Annotated in this window: 16 protein-coding genes and 2 pseudogenes; 8 read left to right on the top strand and 10 right to left on the bottom strand. The window is 68.5% G+C overall.

The genetic code is table 11. The features are described 5' to 3' along the window. The first annotated feature begins 13 nt into the window (after positions 1-13). The gene (locus QZX62_RS04100; RefSeq protein WP_294172342.1) at positions 14-823 is read left to right on the top strand and encodes a methyltransferase domain-containing protein; all 810 of its coding nucleotides are present in this window, start codon (positions 14-16) and stop codon (positions 821-823) included. Here the strand turns inward: QZX62_RS04100 and thiS are convergent. Then, a pseudogene (gene thiS, locus QZX62_RS04095) lies at positions 816-1,827 on the bottom strand (sulfur carrier protein ThiS). The gene QZX62_RS04100 and the pseudogene thiS overlap by 8 nt on opposite strands. A 39-nt stretch (positions 1,828-1,866) precedes the next feature. On the opposite strand from thiS, the gene aroQ reads away from it, so the two are divergent. Genes aroQ through accC form a run of 3 tightly spaced genes read left to right on the top strand, consistent with a single transcriptional unit; the run spans position 1,867 to position 4,209 of the window. Next, positions 1,867-2,298 carry a type II 3-dehydroquinate dehydratase gene (gene aroQ, locus QZX62_RS04090; protein ID WP_294172339.1) on the top strand — a complete coding sequence of 144 codons (432 nt, stop codon included), beginning with the start codon at positions 1,867-1,869 and terminating at the stop codon, positions 2,296-2,298. Between the two features lie 34 nt (positions 2,299-2,332). Then, the gene (gene accB / locus QZX62_RS04085) at positions 2,333-2,851 is read left to right on the top strand and encodes an acetyl-CoA carboxylase biotin carboxyl carrier protein (protein WP_294172336.1); all 519 of its coding nucleotides are present in this window, start codon (positions 2,333-2,335) and stop codon (positions 2,849-2,851) included. A gap of 2 nt (positions 2,852-2,853) precedes the next feature. Beyond that, positions 2,854-4,209, top strand: coding sequence for an acetyl-CoA carboxylase biotin carboxylase subunit (gene accC, locus QZX62_RS04080; protein ID WP_294172334.1), 1,356 nt, complete (start codon positions 2,854-2,856; stop codon positions 4,207-4,209). 117 nt (positions 4,210-4,326) lie between these two features. Here accC and QZX62_RS04075 read toward each other — a convergent pair whose 3' ends face one another. Next, positions 4,327-6,195 carry an ABC-F family ATP-binding cassette domain-containing protein gene (locus QZX62_RS04075; protein WP_294172332.1) on the bottom strand — a complete coding sequence of 623 codons (1,869 nt, stop codon included), beginning with the start codon at positions 6,193-6,195 and terminating at the stop codon, positions 4,327-4,329. Between the two features lie 219 nt (positions 6,196-6,414). On the opposite strand from QZX62_RS04075, the gene arsC reads away from it, so the two are divergent. Both arsC and aat read left to right on the top strand, forming a co-directional pair. Next, positions 6,415-6,762 carry an arsenate reductase (glutaredoxin) gene (gene arsC / locus QZX62_RS04070; RefSeq protein WP_294172330.1) on the top strand — a complete coding sequence of 116 codons (348 nt, stop codon included), beginning with the start codon at positions 6,415-6,417 and terminating at the stop codon, positions 6,760-6,762. A gap of 9 nt (positions 6,763-6,771) precedes the next feature. Next, on the top strand, positions 6,772-7,443 hold the full coding sequence (gene aat / locus QZX62_RS04065; protein WP_294172328.1) for a leucyl/phenylalanyl-tRNA--protein transferase: 672 nt from the start codon (positions 6,772-6,774) through the stop codon (positions 7,441-7,443). Positions 7,444-7,478: 35 nt separating this feature from the next. Here the strand turns inward: aat and QZX62_RS04060 are convergent. The 5 genes and pseudogenes from QZX62_RS04060 to QZX62_RS04040 form a co-directional block, all read right to left on the bottom strand. After that, a pseudogene (locus tag QZX62_RS04060) lies at positions 7,479-7,712 on the bottom strand (DUF2155 domain-containing protein); the annotation flags it as partial. 167 nt (positions 7,713-7,879) lie between these two features. Further along, positions 7,880-8,263, bottom strand: coding sequence for an NADH:ubiquinone oxidoreductase subunit NDUFA12 (locus tag QZX62_RS04055; RefSeq protein ID WP_294172326.1), 384 nt, complete (start codon positions 8,261-8,263; stop codon positions 7,880-7,882). A gap of 41 nt (positions 8,264-8,304) precedes the next feature. Beyond that, complete coding sequence (locus QZX62_RS04050; RefSeq protein WP_294172324.1) at positions 8,305-8,739, bottom strand: DUF192 domain-containing protein; 435 nt, start codon at positions 8,737-8,739, stop codon at positions 8,305-8,307. Between the two features lie 32 nt (positions 8,740-8,771). Then, entirely contained in the window at positions 8,772-9,314 is a 543-nt protein-coding gene (locus QZX62_RS04045; protein ID WP_294172322.1) for a cold-shock protein, read from the bottom strand. A 101-nt stretch (positions 9,315-9,415) separates the two neighbouring features. Then, positions 9,416-9,985, bottom strand: coding sequence for a RecX family transcriptional regulator (locus tag QZX62_RS04040; protein WP_294172321.1), 570 nt, complete (start codon positions 9,983-9,985; stop codon positions 9,416-9,418). A 96-nt stretch (positions 9,986-10,081) separates the two neighbouring features. Between QZX62_RS04040 and QZX62_RS04035 the strand changes: the two genes are divergently transcribed. Further along, positions 10,082-11,845, top strand: coding sequence for a fatty acyl-AMP ligase (locus QZX62_RS04035; protein WP_294172319.1), 1,764 nt, complete (start codon positions 10,082-10,084; stop codon positions 11,843-11,845). On the opposite strand, the gene QZX62_RS04030 is transcribed toward QZX62_RS04035, so the two are convergent. Then, positions 11,827-12,933, bottom strand: a complete 1,107-nt coding sequence (locus QZX62_RS04030; protein WP_294172317.1) for a transcriptional regulator — start codon at positions 12,931-12,933, stop codon at positions 11,827-11,829. The genes QZX62_RS04035 and QZX62_RS04030 overlap by 19 nt on opposite strands. 95 nt (positions 12,934-13,028) lie before the next feature. Here QZX62_RS04030 and QZX62_RS04025 point away from each other — a divergent pair, with 95 nt between their 5' ends. After that, positions 13,029-13,154, top strand: coding sequence for a hypothetical protein (locus QZX62_RS04025; RefSeq protein ID WP_294172314.1), 126 nt, complete (start codon positions 13,029-13,031; stop codon positions 13,152-13,154). Positions 13,155-13,251: 97 nt separating this feature from the next. Here QZX62_RS04025 and QZX62_RS04020 read toward each other — a convergent pair whose 3' ends face one another. Both QZX62_RS04020 and QZX62_RS04015 read right to left on the bottom strand, forming a co-directional pair. Further along, positions 13,252-13,791: a hypothetical protein gene (locus QZX62_RS04020; RefSeq protein ID WP_294172312.1), complete on the bottom strand. Its 540-nt coding sequence runs from the start codon at positions 13,789-13,791 to the stop codon at positions 13,252-13,254. 100 nt (positions 13,792-13,891) lie between these two features. After that, on the bottom strand, positions 13,892-15,073 hold the full coding sequence (locus QZX62_RS04015; RefSeq protein ID WP_294172310.1) for an NAD(P)/FAD-dependent oxidoreductase: 1,182 nt from the start codon (positions 15,071-15,073) through the stop codon (positions 13,892-13,894). Between the last annotated feature and the right edge of the window lie 9 nt (positions 15,074-15,082).

The raw sequence follows: 15,082 nt of genomic DNA, 5'->3' as shown, positions 1-15,082 counted from the left end.
GGAGTGCCGTTCCATGCTCAATACCGATAGCGCGTTCGCCGGCTCGATCCCGGCGATCTACGACCGCCATCTCGGTCCCTTGCTGTTCAAACCCTATGCGGAGGAAGTCGGCCGCCGCGCCGCGAAACTGGGGGCCGAGTGCATCCTGGAAACTGCCGCGGGCACGGGCCTGGTCACCGAAGTTCTGCTGCAAGCCTGCCCGGCGGCGCGGATCGTCGCCACCGACCTCAACCAGGCCATGCTCGACCAGGCAGCGCAGCGGCTTCGTTCCGACCGGCTGCGGCTGAAGGCCGCGGATGCGCAGCAGCTACCGTTCGGCGAGGCCGAGTTCGACCTCGTCGTTTGCCAATTCGGGCTGATGTTCATGCCCGACAAGGCCGGGGCGAACCGGGAGGCCTACCGCGTTCTCCGGAGCGGCGGCCGCTACCTGCTCGTCATATGGAACGGTCTCGACCACAATCCGGTATCGAGGATCATCGGCCGCCGGATCGCGGCCATGTTCCCGGACGATCCGCCGAGCTTCCTAGCGCGAACCCCGTTCGGCTACTCCGACCCGGCGCGAATCGAACACGACCTGCTGGCCGCCGGCTTCAGCGATATGGAGTTCGAGACCGTCGCGCTTGCGAGCGCGCCCGGCACGACGCCCGAAGACGCGGCAGTCGGCATAGTGCAAGGCACGCCGCTGAAGTCCGAGATCGAGGAACGCGATCCCACGCGGCTGCAGGACGCCACGGATGCGGCCCGCGACGCCTTGCGCGAACTCGAAGGACCGCACGGCTTCGACTCGCGCCTGTCGGCGCACGTCGTAGTCGCGATCAAATAAGGCCGGCCAGCGGACTCGACGGATCGGCATAGCGCCGCTTGGCCATGCGCCCGGCCCGGTAAGCGAGCCGCCCGGCTTCAACCGCGGCCTTCATCGCCTGCGCCATCAGCACCGGGTTCTTGGCCTCGGCGATCGCGGTGTTCATCAGCACCCCGTCGCAGCCGAGCTCCATCGCCGCCGCCGCATCGCTGGCCGTGCCGACGCCCGCGTCGACCAGCACCGGCACCTTGGCCCCTTCCACGATCAGCCGGATCGTCACCGGGTTCTGCACCCCCAGCCCCGACCCGATCGGCGCGCCCAGCGGCATCACCGCCACTGCGCCCGCATCCTCGCACCGCCGCGCCATGATCGGATCGTCGGTGCAGTAGACCATCACCTCAAAGCCCTCTTTCGAGAGCAGCTCCGTCGCGCGCACCGTCTCAATCATGTCAGGGTAGAGCGTCTTGGCTTCCGCCAGCACCTCCAGCTTGACCAAGCTCCAGCCGCCCGCTTCGCGCGCCAGCCGCAGCGTGCGGATCGCCTCCTCCGCGCTGAAGCAGCCGGCAGTGTTGGGCAGGTAGGTCACTTGGCTGGGATCGATATAGTCGGTCAGCATCGGCGCGCTGGGATCGCTGACGTTGACCCGCCGCACAGCCACGGTGACGATCTCCGCACCCGAAGCCGCGACCGCCGCCGCGTTCTCCTCCAGGCTCTTGTACTTGCCGGTGCCGACGATCAGCCGCGAGGTGAAGCTCCGCCCCGCGACGCTCCAGCTGTCGGCCTCGATCTGCGTTTGTACGTTCATCTCAACCTCCACCGACGAAGTGGACGATCTCGTAATCGTCGCCATCCTCGACCTGCACCTCGGCCAGGGTCGAGCGCGGCACGATCGCCAGGTTCCGCTCCACCGCCACCCGCGCCGGATCGAAGCCGATCTCCTGCACCAGGCCGGCCACGCTGGTCCCCGCCGCCACCCGCCGGTGCTCGCCGTTGACCTTGATCATGCAGGTGGAAAGCTCGTTCATTTGACTTGGACCATCTAGGTGGCGCACGCCCCTGCCGCAATGCGCAAGGTCTTCGTCCTCAACGGCCCCAACCTCAACCTGCTGGGCAGCCGCGAGCCCGACATCTACGGCCGCGACACGCTCGACGACATCGCCGCCGCGCTCACCGAGCAGGCTCGCGAACTCGACCTTGAGCTCGACGTCCGCCAATCCAACCACGAAGGCCATCTGATAGACTGGCTGCATGAAGCCGCTGCAACGGGGGTGCACGCCGTGGTCCTCAACGCCGGCGGTTTCACCCACACCAGCGTTGCCTTGCGCGATGCCGTTGCGGCGATCGCCACCCCCGTGATCGAGGTCCACTTGTCCAACCCGCATGCCCGCGAAAGCTTCCGCCGCCGCAGCCTTATCGCGGGGGTTGTCAAGGGAACGATCAGCGGCTTCGGCGCGCTTTCCTACCGGCTGGCACTGGACGCGGCCGCGCGGCTCTGACAGGAGCGCCGCCGAAACGAACATGGGACAGTACATGGCTGACGAAACGGGCGGCAGCGGCAGCGGCAAGCAGATGCGCGTGGACAGCGCGCTGGTGCGCGAGCTGGCCGAGCTGCTGAGCGCCAACGAGCTGACGGAGATCGAAGTCGAGGACGGCGACCGCAAGATCCGCGTCCGCCGCGAGCTCACCATGGCCGCGGCCCCGGTCGCCTACGCCGCGCCGGTCGCCGCGCCGATCGCAGCGGCAGCTCCCGCGCATCCTTCCACCCCGACCGCGGCCGCCAGCGACGCCTCCGCCGCCGCCGAGTCCCTCCCCGCCGGCGACCTAGTCCGCTCGCCCATGGTCGGCACCTGCTACCTGTCCGCCGAGCCTGGCTCCAAGCCGTTCGCTACCCCCGGCGAGACCGTCAAGGAAGGCGATACCCTGCTGATCGTGGAAGCGATGAAGGTCATGAACCCGATCACCGCGCCGCGCGGCGGGATCGTCCGCCAGCTGCTCGTCGCCAACGCCCAGCCGGTCGAGTTCGACCAACCGCTGGTGGTCATCGAATAACCATGCGCAAGATCACCAAGCTCCTGATCGCCAATCGGGGCGAGATCGCGCTGCGCATCCACCGCGCCTGCCACGAAATGGGCATTAAGACCGTCGCCGTGCACTCCACCGCCGACGCCGACGCCATGCACGTCCGCCTGGCCGACGAGACGGTGTGCATCGGCCCGCCCGCGGCGGCCGACAGCTACCTCAACATCCCCAACATCATCTCCGCCGCCGAGGTCGTCCACGCCGACGCCATCCACCCCGGCTACGGCTTCCTGTCCGAGAACGCGCAGTTCGCGGAGATCGTCGAGCTCCACAACATTATCTGGGTGGGCCCTAAGCCCGAGCACATCCGCGTCATGGGCGACAAGGTCGAGGCCAAGCGCACCGCGGCCAAGCTCGGCCTTCCCCTCGTTCCCGGCTCCCCCGGCCCGCTGACCAGCGTCGAGGAAGCCCACGCGATCGCCAACGAGATCGGCTATCCCGTCCTGATCAAGGCCGCGTCGGGCGGCGGCGGGCGCGGCATGAAGGTGGTGCCCTCCGAAGAGCAGCTCGAAAGCCTGATGATGCAGGCCGCGTCCGAGGCCCGCGCCGCCTTCGGCGACGACACCGTCTACATGGAGAGATACCTCGGCGACCCGCGCCATATCGAATTCCAGGTGTTCGGCGATGGCAACGGCAATGCGGTGCATCTGGGCGAGCGCGACTGCTCCATCCAGCGCCGCCACCAGAAGGTGATCGAGGAAGCCCCGTCCCCCGTGATCAGCGCCGAGCAGCGCGCGAAGATGGGCGGGATCGTCGCCCGCGCCATGGCCGACATGAGCTATCGCGGCGCCGGCACCGTCGAGTTCCTCTACGAGGACGGCCAGTTCTATTTCATCGAGATGAACACCCGACTTCAGGTTGAGCATCCCGTCACCGAGATGATCACCGGCATCGACCTGGTCCGCGAGCAGATCCGCGTCGCGCAGGGGGAAGGCCTGTCCTGCCGCCAAGACCAGATCACCCTCAAGGGCCATGCGATCGAGTGCCGCATCAACGCCGAGGACCCGCAGACCTTTGCCCCCTCGCCCGGCTTGGTGAAGAACTATGTCGCGCCCGGCGGCATGCACGTCCGGGTCGATAGCGGTCTCTACGCCGGCTACCGCGTGCCGCCCTACTACGACAGCATGATCGGCAAGCTGATCGTCTACGGCAGCAACCGCGAACGCTGCATCATGCGCCTCCGCCGAGCGCTGGAGGAATATGTGGTTGAAGGCATGAAGACCACCATACCCCTGCATCAACGGGTAATCCGCGACCCCGCCTTCGAGCGCGGCGACTACACCATCAAATGGCTCGAACGCTGGCTGGAAGAGAACCCGGCGGAGTAGCCCGGCTCAGCATTCCCTCGCGCCAAGCCCATCGCCTGCCGGCACGGGTGAGTCGCCACGCACCGCGCAAGCACAGTCACCCGCAAGCCTATCAACGTTCAGCGCCGCACCTGCGGTTCAGGCAGCTTGCCGTTCGATCTGCTCGCTGACTTGCAGCCAACGCGTTTCGGCGAGCACCAACTCCGCCGACAGCTTCGCCCGTTGTCGCGACAATTCGCTCATCGGTAGCGACGCGAGCTTCGGGTCGGCCGCGCTCGGATCGAACATGGCGCGATCGATCGCCGAGCACTCGGCTGCCAGGCGGGCGCTTTCCGCTTCGGCGGCAGCCGCCGCTTTCTTCAGCGCGCGGGCGTCTTCACGCGCCTTCGCCTCGGCCTTGCGATCGACCTTGGCCGCTTTCGGCTTCGCCTCGACCTTCGGCTGGTTACGCCCGAGCACCAGGTCGATGTAGTCGTCGATGCTGCCGGGGTAGTCGACCGCCGCACCATTCTCGACCAGGACCAGCCGATCCGCCGTCAATTCCACCATGTGACGGTCGTGGCTGATGAGGATGACCGCGCCATCGTAATCGTTCAGCGCCTGGACCAGCGCCTCCCGCGCATCGACATCCAGGTGGTTGGTCGGCTCGTCGAGGATCAGTAGGTGCGGCGCCTCCCGCGTGATCAACGCAAGCGCCAAGCGCGCCCGCTCGCCCCCTGAAAGCTTGTTGGTTTTCGTGGTCGCCTTGTCGCCCGAGAAGCCGAAGCGGCCGAGCTGCGCGCGGACGGCGCCGGGCGTCGCTCCCGCCATGGCGCGGATCATGTGCTGCAGCGGCGTGTCGTCGCCATGCAGCTCTTCCACCTGGTACTGGGTGAAGTAGCCGACCCGCATCTTTCCCGAGGCATTCATTCCGCCTTCCATCGGGGCGAGCTGGGCAGCCAGCAGGCGCGCCAGCGTCGTCTTGCCGTTGCCGTTGCGGCCAAGCAGGGCGATCCGGTCGTCGGGATCGATCCGCAGGTTGAGGAAGCGCAAGACCGGGCTCGCATCCGCATAGCCGACGGCAGCCATCTCGAGCGTGATGAGCGGCGGCTTGAGTTCGGTCGGGCTCGGGAAAGCGAAGCTCAGGGTCGGATCCTCGGCCAAGGCGGCGATCGGCTGCATCTTGGCAAGCATCTTCGCGCGCGACTGGGCCTGCTTCGCGGTCGACGCCCGCGCGCTGTTCCGTGCGATGTAATCCTGAAGCCGGGCGCGCTGGGCATCCTGCGACGCCTTGGCGGCCGCGAGCTGCGCCGCCCGTTCTGCCCGCTGCCGCTCGAAATCATCGTAGCCGCCCGAGTACAGGTCGATCTTTCCCCGATCGAGGTGGAGAATGGTATCCACGACATTGTTCAGCAGGTCGCGCTCATGGCTGATCACGACCAGGGTTCCGGCATAGCTCTTCAGGAAGCTTTCGAGCCACAGCGTGGCTTCCAGGTCCAAGTGGTTGGACGGCTCGTCGAGCAGCAGGAGGTCGGGCTCGGAAAACAGCAGCGCGGCCAGGGCGACGCGCATCTTCCAGCCGCCGGAATAGCTATCCAGCGGGCGGGCCTGCATCTCCTCGTCGAAGCCGAGGCCGAGCAGGATCCGGGCCGCTCGGGCGGGCGCGGTATAGGCATCGATCGCCAGCAGCCGCTCATGCACATCGCCGAGCCGGTCCATGTCGGTGCAGGTCTCCGCCTCGTCCATCAGCGCGGCCCGCTCCGCATCGGCCGCCAGAACCGTCTCGAACGGCGTGGCGGTGCCGCTCGGCGCTTCTTGGGCGATGTAGCCGAGCCTCGTACGGCGGGGCATGTCGATCTCGCCCTCGTCGGGTTCGAGCTCGCCGATCATCACCTTCATCAGGGTGGACTTGCCCGCGCCGTTGCGGCCGATCAGGCCCACCCGGCTGTTCGGGCGGATCGCCGCCGATGCGCGATCGATGATCGTGCGCCCGCCAAGGCGCACCGTGATACCGTTGATGCTCAGCATGGCGGGTCCCTTACCGGCCAATCGTGGCGAACCCAAGACCTGCAGCGCTGGACAAAAGCCTGTCCTACAGCCCTCGCATTGTGCCATGCCGCGCAGCATGTCTCGCGTCGCTCACGCCCCCAGCCGCATCATCCTTCGCGAGCAGCGAGTTGGCGGCGAGGTCACGAAGGTCACGCCGAAACCGCGATCCACGGTCAACCGAGTCAAGCTGGGGCACGCATGACTGCCACCATCTACCACAACCCCGCCTGCGGCACCTCGCGCAAGACGCTGGCGATCCTGCGGGAGGCCGGGGTGGAGCCGCGGGTGGTCGAGTATCTGGAGGACCCGCCGTCCCGCGAGGAGCTCCGCCGCCTCTACGCCCGCGCCGGCCTCACCCCGCGCAGGGGGCTGCGCGCCAAGGAGCCGCTCGTCGCCGAACTCGGGCTGCTGGAGCCGGGCGTCGGCGACGAGGCGATCCTGGACGCCATGGTGCGGCACCCCATCCTGATCGAGCGGCCGCTGGTCGAGACCGACGGCGGCGTCCGCTTGTGCCGCCCGCAGGACGAGGTGCACGCGATCCTGTAGGGCGGGTCCGTGACCACCCTCGACCCCGACCTAGTGCTGCGCGGCTACGCGGCCGGCATCTTCCCGATGGCCGAAAGCCGCGACGCGCCCGACCTGTTCTGGGTCGAGCCGCGGGAACGGGCGATCATCCCTGTCGGCGGCTTCCGCCTCTCCCGCTCCCTCGCCCGCACGCTCCGCTCGGACCGCTTTGCCGTCACCGCCAACCGCGATTTCGCCGGGGTGATCCGCGGCTGCGCGCACCGACCGGAAACCTGGATCAACGGTCAGATCGAAGAGGCGATGCTTGCGCTGCACGCCCGCCGGGCGGCCCACTCGGTCGAGGTCTGGCAGGACGACCGCCTGGTCGGCGGCATCTATGGCGTGGCGCTCGGCCGGGCCTTTTTCGGCGAAAGCATGTTCAGCCGGGCGACGGACGCGTCCAAGGTCGCGCTGGCCTGGCTGATGGCACGGTTGCAGGTCGGCGGCTACTCACTGCTCGACTGCCAGTTCATGACCGACCATCTCGCCAGCCTCGGCGCGGTCACCGTGTCGCGCGACACCTACGTCGGGTTGCTGTCCGAAGCGCTGCGCTTCGCCGCCCGGTTCGACGCGCTGGACGAGTCGCTCGTCTCCGCGGGCGGGTCAGGCATGTCCGGGGCCGCGGGGAAGCTCATCGTGCAGCTCTTGGGCCAGACGTCGTAGACCGGATGCTCGACCACGTTGAGCGAGGGCGACTCCTTGTACAGCCAGCCGCTGAACACCCGCCGCCAGCCGCCGCCCGGCTGCTGCACGTCGAGCTGCACGAACGCGCCGGTCAGCCGGTCGAACTCCCACGGCGGCGTGGTCTCGCATGCCCGCAGCCGCACGATCGCGTCCTTGATCCGGATCGCCTGGCCCGGGCGCAGGGTCAGGTCACGGGCGATGCCGTTGCGCTTGTTGAGGAAGCCGAGCACCGCCACCCGCTTGTTCATCGGGGTGGTCCCGGGTTGAGCTACGGCGGTGGGCTGGGCCGGGGCGGTGGGCGCCGCGGCCGGCGCCGCGGGCGCCTTGGCTGGCTGCTCCGTTTGCCGCTGCTGCAGCTGGTCGCACGCCGCAAGCGCCAGCGCGCTCATCAGGATCGCCGGAACCGCGCGCATGCTTAATCCGGGGTCCAGGCCTGGTAGTCGCCCGTCGCCGCCGGGCGCTGCCCGGCCCGCGACAAGGAGCCGGACGGCCGGTAGGTTTCTCCCGTGCCCGTCAGGTTCGCTACCGCGGGTTTCTCGAACGGCCGTCGCGGGGGCAATGCCTTGTCGGGCACGTCGTCGATCTGCCCGCGGAGCCAGGTCGACCAGCCAGGCGGCGTGCGGCTGGCATCGTTGGCGCCATGGTAGATCACCCAGCGGCGGTTCAAATCCCTGCGGTGCTGGTAGTAGATGTTGCCGAGCTCGTCGCGCCCCACCTCCCGGCCGTGGCGCCGGGTCATCAGCCGGGTGGTCAGGCCCGCGCCGTTCCACCAGGTGAAGATCGAAGCGAGAAATCCCATGGGGCGCAGCCTGTGACGCGGTTGGCGGCGGAGCGCAAGGCTCAGCGCGGCCAGCTCACCCGGTCGCCGCCCTTGATGCCCAGCTCCGCCGAGCGCCCGCCGGCCAGCTCCAGCACCGCGGCCACGGGTTCGGTGCTCATCACCGGCTCGAGGCTCAGCGGCACCGTGTTCTCCTCGATGCTGGCGATCGTGCCGTCGGGGCGGACGAAGATTATGTCGAGGGGAACCAGCGTGTTCTTCATCCAGAAGCTCGCAGGGCGCGGCGGAACCATCGGGAAGATCATGCCGGCATCAGCTGCAACCGACTGCCGGTTCATCAGCCCCTGGGCCTGCTCTTCCTGCGTGCGCGCCACCTCCACGGTGAACCGGTGGACCTTGCCCGCGGCGGTCGTCACGGTGAGCGGCACCTGCTGGAGACCAGCAACCGAGCGCTGCAACTGCGCCTCGCTAGCCTGCGACTGACAGGCGGCGGACATGAAGTGGAGCGGCAGAAGCGCCGCGGCGAGGCTCAAGCGGACAGCTGTACGTCGACTGCGGTCAGACCCTTGCGTCCTTCCGCGACCCGGGCCTTCAGGCCCTGCCCGGGCTGCAGATCCGCGATCCCGGCCCGGCGCACGGTCTCCATATGGAGGAAGATGTCCTGCCCGGGATCGCCTGGACGATTGACGAACCCATAGCCTTTTACGCGGTTGAACCACTTCACCTCCACGATCTCGAACGCACCCGCCCCGTCGAGCAGGTCCTGGCGATCCGAGCGTTCAGCCGCAGCAGCGGCCGGGAAGACGCTCGGGCTCGGGGCCTGGCTCAAGTCGATGGCGACAATGCGGCTCGCCTGAAGGCCGCGGTTCTGCCGCACCACCTCGCATTCCACAAGCGCTCCCTCCGGCAGGCTCCGCCGGCCGTGATCCTTGAGAACGCTGAAATGAATCAGGATGTCGCCGTCGAACTCGTCCGAAACGAGAAATCCGAAGCCGCGGGTGGCATCGAACCACTTGACCCGCCCCGTTGCACGAACCGGCTCCGCGCCGGGCGCACTTATGGGTCCTCCCACGGATGTTCGTTCGGCGACTCGCGTGGCGGGCTCCGGTTGCACAATACTGTCAGTAGCACGACCGGCGCCCTCGGGGCAAAGCCGTTACGCCGCGATTACAATTAATGCGGGCCGAAGTCGTCGAGATCGAGCTGTTCGCCAGGGGCAGTGTTCACGATCGCCTTCGCCAAAGCAAAGCCGTGGCCCGCGCGAATCATCGCAGCGAGCGCTTTCTCGCGTGCCGCCGGATCGCCCGGCCCGGTGGCGAACGGCCCGATGCGACGGCGGCGGGCGAAGAGCACCGCGGCTTCCACAGCGCCGTCCCCGGCCACTGTCCGGGCGTCCTCCCCGTCCGCTTCGGAGACCCCAGCTTGGGCAAGCGCCTGGCTGACCCGCCGGAGCCCATAGCCGCGTGCCCCCAGCGAACCGGCCTTGGCCCGCGCGAAGGCGGCGTCGTCGATGTAGCCCAGCGCCGCAAGCTTGCTCACCAACCCATCCGGGTCCGGCGAACCCTCGCCGTTCCAGCCGCGCTCGCGTAGCTTGCGGCGGAGGTAATCTTCGGCCTTGGCCCGGGTGGTTGCGAACCGGGAAACGTAGCGTAGCGCCAGTTCCTGCAGCTTGGCCGGGTCCAGCGGCTGCGGTGCCCGGCGCCCGCGCTCACGTTCCCTGCTGCCCCCCTCGCCTCTGCTCACGCCTTGATTGTGCCACACTATCCCGGGACATTGAACGCCATTGCTCGGGCATTCGCGCCCGGTGCGACTTGTGCTTGTTAACCATAGGATCACGGCGTGCTCGACCGCAATCATCCGTCCGCAGCCGACCTTGCACCGCCGGGCGCCACGCCCACGCTGGACCGCCAGCCGCGCCGCGTTGCGGACTTCGCCACCCTGGGCGAAGCCCTCGACTATGCTGCCAAAGGCCGCCGCGGGATGAACTTCCACGATGCGCGTGGGCTCCTGGAGCGGTCTTACCCTTATGCCGAGCTGCGCCAGGACGCGCTCGCAACCGCCCACCGCTTTTTGGCGCTCGGGCTGCGTAAGGGCGACCGGGTCGCGCTAATCGCCGAAACCGGAGCCGAGTTCGCCGACTGTTTCTTCGGCGCGGTCTACGCCGGGCTGTGGCCGGTTCCGCTGCCGCTCCCGACCAGCTTCGGCGGTCGCGGCGCTTATGTCGATCAGCTCACGGTTATGCTGGAGAGCAGCGCCCCCAGCCTCTTCCTTTATCCCGCGGAACTTGCCGAGTTCGCCGAACAGGCCGCCGGGCGGGCTAAGGTCGCTGGTCGCAGTTGGGAAAGCCTGGCCGAAGTCGCCGCCGCAACCGCTGAGCTGCCGTCGGCCGACCCGGGCGAGATCGCCTACCTCCAATATAGCAGCGGCTCGACCCGCTTCCCGCATGGGGTGGCGGTCACCCACCATGCGCTGCTCGACAACCTTCGCGCGCACGGCCTTGGTCTGCGCGTGCAGGACACCGACCGGGTGGTCAGCTGGCTCCCTTGGTACCACGACATGGGGCTGGTCGGCTGCATGCTGTCGCCGCTCGCCAACCAGCTCAGCGTCGATTATCTGAAGACCGAAGATTTCGCCCGTCGCCCGCTGGCCTGGCTCGACCTCATCAGCCGCAATCCCGGCACCACCCTCTCCTACTCGCCGACCTTCGGCTACGACATCTGCGCGCGCCGCATGTCGAGCCAGATCAAGGCCTCCGACCGCTTCGACCTGTCCCGCTGGCGGATAGCCGGCAACGGCGCCGACATGATCCGGCCCGACGTAATGCAAGCGTTCGTGGACGCTTTCGCCGGAGCGGGCTTCAAAGCGCAGGCCTTCTGCCCCAGCTACGGCCTCGCCGAAGCCACCCTGGCCGTGTCCTTGATGCCGCCGGGCGAAGGAATCCGGCTCGAGCTGGTCGAGGAGAGCGAACTCAGCGGCCTCGGCACCTCCGCCCAGGAGCGCCCGCGCCGCTACCGCGCGGTGGTCAACTGCGGCAAGGCGGTCGAGGGCATGGCTATCGAGATCCGTGACGACCGCGGCGCCCCGCTACCCGACCGCGCCGTAGGCAAGGTCTGGGTGCGCGGCGCCAGCGTCATGGCCGGCTACTTCCGCGACGAGGAGGCGACCGCCGCCTGCATGGCCGACGGCTGGCTCGACACCGGGGACATGGGCTACCTGTCCGCGGGCTACATCTTCATCGTCGGCCGCGCCAAGGACATGATCATCATCAATGGCCGCAACCATTGGCCGCAGGATATCGAGTGGGCGGTGGAGCAGCTGCCCGGCTTCAAATCCGGCGACATCGCCGCCTTCGCCATTACCGGTCCGTCCGGCGAAGAGCAGCCCGCGGTGCTGGTACATTGCCGGGTGTCCGATCCGGACGAGCGCGGCAAGCTGCGCAACGACATCAAGGAGCGGGTCCGCGCCATCACCGGCATCTCGCCCGTGGTCGAGCTGATCCCACCGCGCACCCTGCCGAGAACCAGTTCGGGCAAGCTTTCGCGCACCAAGGCGCGCAACCTGTACCTGTCGGGCGAGATCCAGCCCTACGACATCGCCGCCTGACGCCTGCGCCCGTCCGCTGCCAGGTTGCGGCGAGCGATCACCATTGCGCCAATGGTGAACGCCCCGAACAAGGCGCCTTCAAGTCCGCTCGTCACCAGCCGACTGAGGGCTCCGTAATCGGTCTCGCCGAACAGGCCTCCGATGCGGCCAAGCTGCAGCCGTGAGCCCGGGAACTGGCGAGCAAGCAGGTCGAGGCTGCCGCCCATCAGCCGCCCGCCCGCCGCCGCGATCAGCAGTCCCGCGACCCCGCCGGAAGCTGCGGCCAGCCCTATCGTGCGGCGGACCGAGCCGCGGTCCAGGCTGTAAGCAAACCCGGCCGCCGCGCCAAGCAGCGCGCCTTCGCTCGCTCCCGTGATGTCGCCGGGCGACTGGCCGAGCAGCAGGTTGAACGCGTCCAGACCGACGAGCTTGACCGTCGCTCCGACCAGCAGCCCTCCCGCCGCGCCCCCCACGACGCTCCACGGCAGAGACCGCGGCGCCGCGAGATGGGCGACCGCAATCCCCAGTCCCACGCCCGCGCCCGCCGCCAGCCCCAGCAGAATGGTCAGGCACACCAGCACCAGCAGCACGGAGATTGCGCCCATGCCCGGCTCCAGCGGCTGCACCGCGGCGGCGAACCCGTAGAACAGGCCGACCAGGATCCCGCCAAGGCCGCTGCCGACCATCCCCGCGCCGCCGAGCAGCAGCACGTTCTCCCATGCAACCCGAGGCCCGCTGACTTCCGTGGCCGGCGGCTCCGACACCCGCCCTTCCCCGGCTTCCTGCACGGCCGCGATGAAGCGGTAGCCGTGCTTGGGCACCGTTTCGATGAACCGCGGTGCCGCTGCGCTGTCGCCCAGTTGCCGGCGCAGCGTTCGGATGCACTGGGTCAGCGCTTCATCCGTCACCGGAACGCCGCGCCACACCTCCTCCAGCAGCCGGTCCTTGGTCACCAGCTTGCCCGCCTCGCGCACCAGCAGGACCAGCGCGTCCAGGTACCGCCCGCTGAGCTCCACGGGCTGTCCCGCGCGGGACAGTCGGCGATCTTCCGGGTCGAGCAGGTAACGGTCGAAGTGGAACGGGCCGGACATCGCCGCCAGATCATGCACGGGAAACGGTAACGTCTGCAACGCTGGGGGACTCGAAGCGTTTGGAGCCCGTGGAACTTGCACCATCATACCGCGCGCTGCGCCATCGACGCCAGGTGGCCGACAGTCTCGATCTTGCGATGAAGACCAAGGCTGCCGCCTCGCTCGCGCTGCTGATCGACACGGCCATCGAGAGTCAGCAGCAGGCGGCCGAGGCCGAGCGCGCCGCCAACCCGCGTTAGCGACCCATAAGGAAGGGGTCCGTCGCCTAAGCCACGGACCCCTTCGATGTCGGACGCATGCCTTCCCCGCCGGGGCAGGGAAAGCATGCTCCTATTCTTAAAAGCTCGACGTGCCGCCGCCACCGGTGCTCATTTCATTGTGGCGCTGGCCCTGGCCGAGCGCGCTCTGGCCGAACTCGGTCGACTGGTCGTCCGTGCTCGCGTTGGGCGTGACGCCCGAGGCGTAAGCACTGCCGCCGCCCTGTCCGTCCTGCGTGCTGCCGATGTCCTGGCCGCCGCTCATGCCCGAGCTCGCGCCGCCGGCCATGCCGGAGCCCATGCCCGAGCCGCCGCTGCTCATGCCGGAGCTGCTGCCCCCGCCCGAGCCGAACTGGTTGAAAGCGCTGCCCGAACCGCTGCTGCCGCCCTGCACTTCGCGCATCAGGCGGTCGTGGAGCAGGCGCTTGCCTTGCTCCGCAAGCTGGCGCTGCTGCTGCCCGGCCTGATCGAAGAACTGCCGGAGCTCTTGATCGTCGGCTGCGTCATCGGCGTAGAGTTCGCAATTCTCCGCACCCTGCAGCGCATGGTAGAGCACGGCGATGATGTCGTAGGTATCGTCCTTGGTGCCGGTGTCGGCGCTGCCTTGCATCTGGTCCATTATAAACTCCTCCAAACGGCCCGCGTCAGGGGGAACGCGGTCGAAAAGGGAACGCTCGGAAACGCCCGAATGTCCGCCCTTTCGTCGCGTCGGCAATGCCTTACAGCGCCTGGGCCGCTGCCCAGCCGCTCGCCCAAGCCCATTGGAAATTATAGCCGCCGAGCCAGCCGGTGACGTCCACCGCTTCACCGATGGCGAAAAGGCCGGGCAAGCGCCGCGCTTCCATCGTCTTAGAGGACAGGCCCTCGGTGGCGATGCCGCCGACCGTCACCTCGGCCTTGGCGAAACCTTCGGTCCCGCTCGGCTGAAAACGCCAGTCGGCGAGACGGCGACCCGCCTCCGCCAGCGCCTTGTCCGTCAGGCTGCCGAGTTCCGCGGCAAGTCCGAGACGCTCGCCCAGCGTCTCGGCGAGCCGGTCGGGCAAGCGCTCGGCGAGCACCGTGCGCGGCCGGGCGCGTGGCCGGGTGCGCTTCGCTTCAACCAGCCACGCCGGCCCGCTGTCCGGAAGAAAGTCGATCGCGACGGCCTGCCCGTGGCGCCAATAGCTGCTGACCTGCAGGATCGCGGGACCGCTGAGGCCGCGGTGGGTGAACAGGGCGGCTTCGCGAAAGCTCGCGCCGTTGCAGCGCGCTTCGACGGTCGCTGCTACTCCCGACAGGGTACGGAACAGCGCTTCCTCGCCACCGAGCGTCAGCGGCACCAGCGCCGGGCGCGGCTCGACCAGCTTGAGGCCGAAGCGCTTGGCCAGTTCGTAGGCAAAGCCGCTAGCGCCGAGCTTCGGAATCGAGGGACCGCCGGTAGCGATCACCAGCTTCGGCGCTTCCGCCACCGTTTCGCCAGCCGCGACACGGAAGCGCCCGTCGGCATGATCCACCGAGCGGACCGGGGACGACAGTCGCACGGCGACCGCTCCCATGGCGCACTCGTCCAGCAGCATGGCGACGATCTGCCGCGCCGAGCCGTCGCAGAACAGCTGCCCGAGCGTCTTCTCGTGCCAGGCAATGCCGTGCGTCTCGACCAGCGCGAGGAAATCGTGCGCGGTGTAACGGCTGAGCGCGGACCAGGCGAAATGCAGGTTGGCGGACAGGTAGCGGTCCGGCACCGTGCCGAGGTTGGTGAAGTTGCACCGTCCGCCGCCCGAGATCAGGATCTTGCGGCCAGGCTCGTCATTGTGGTCGAGCACCAGCACGCGCCGACCGCGCTGCCCGGCCACGCCGGCGCACATCAGCCCGGCTCCACCCGCACCCAGGATGATAGCGTCGAACTGCTCGCGGCCTGACATCGCGCCCGC

The sequence above is a fragment of the uncultured Sphingomonas sp. genome (genome assembly GCF_902806265.1).
Classification (GTDB): Bacteria; Pseudomonadota; Alphaproteobacteria; order Sphingomonadales; family Sphingomonadaceae; genus Sphingomicrobium.
The sequence above is the reverse complement of the archived record's forward strand: the minus strand, read 5'-3'. Positions and strand labels throughout refer to the sequence as shown.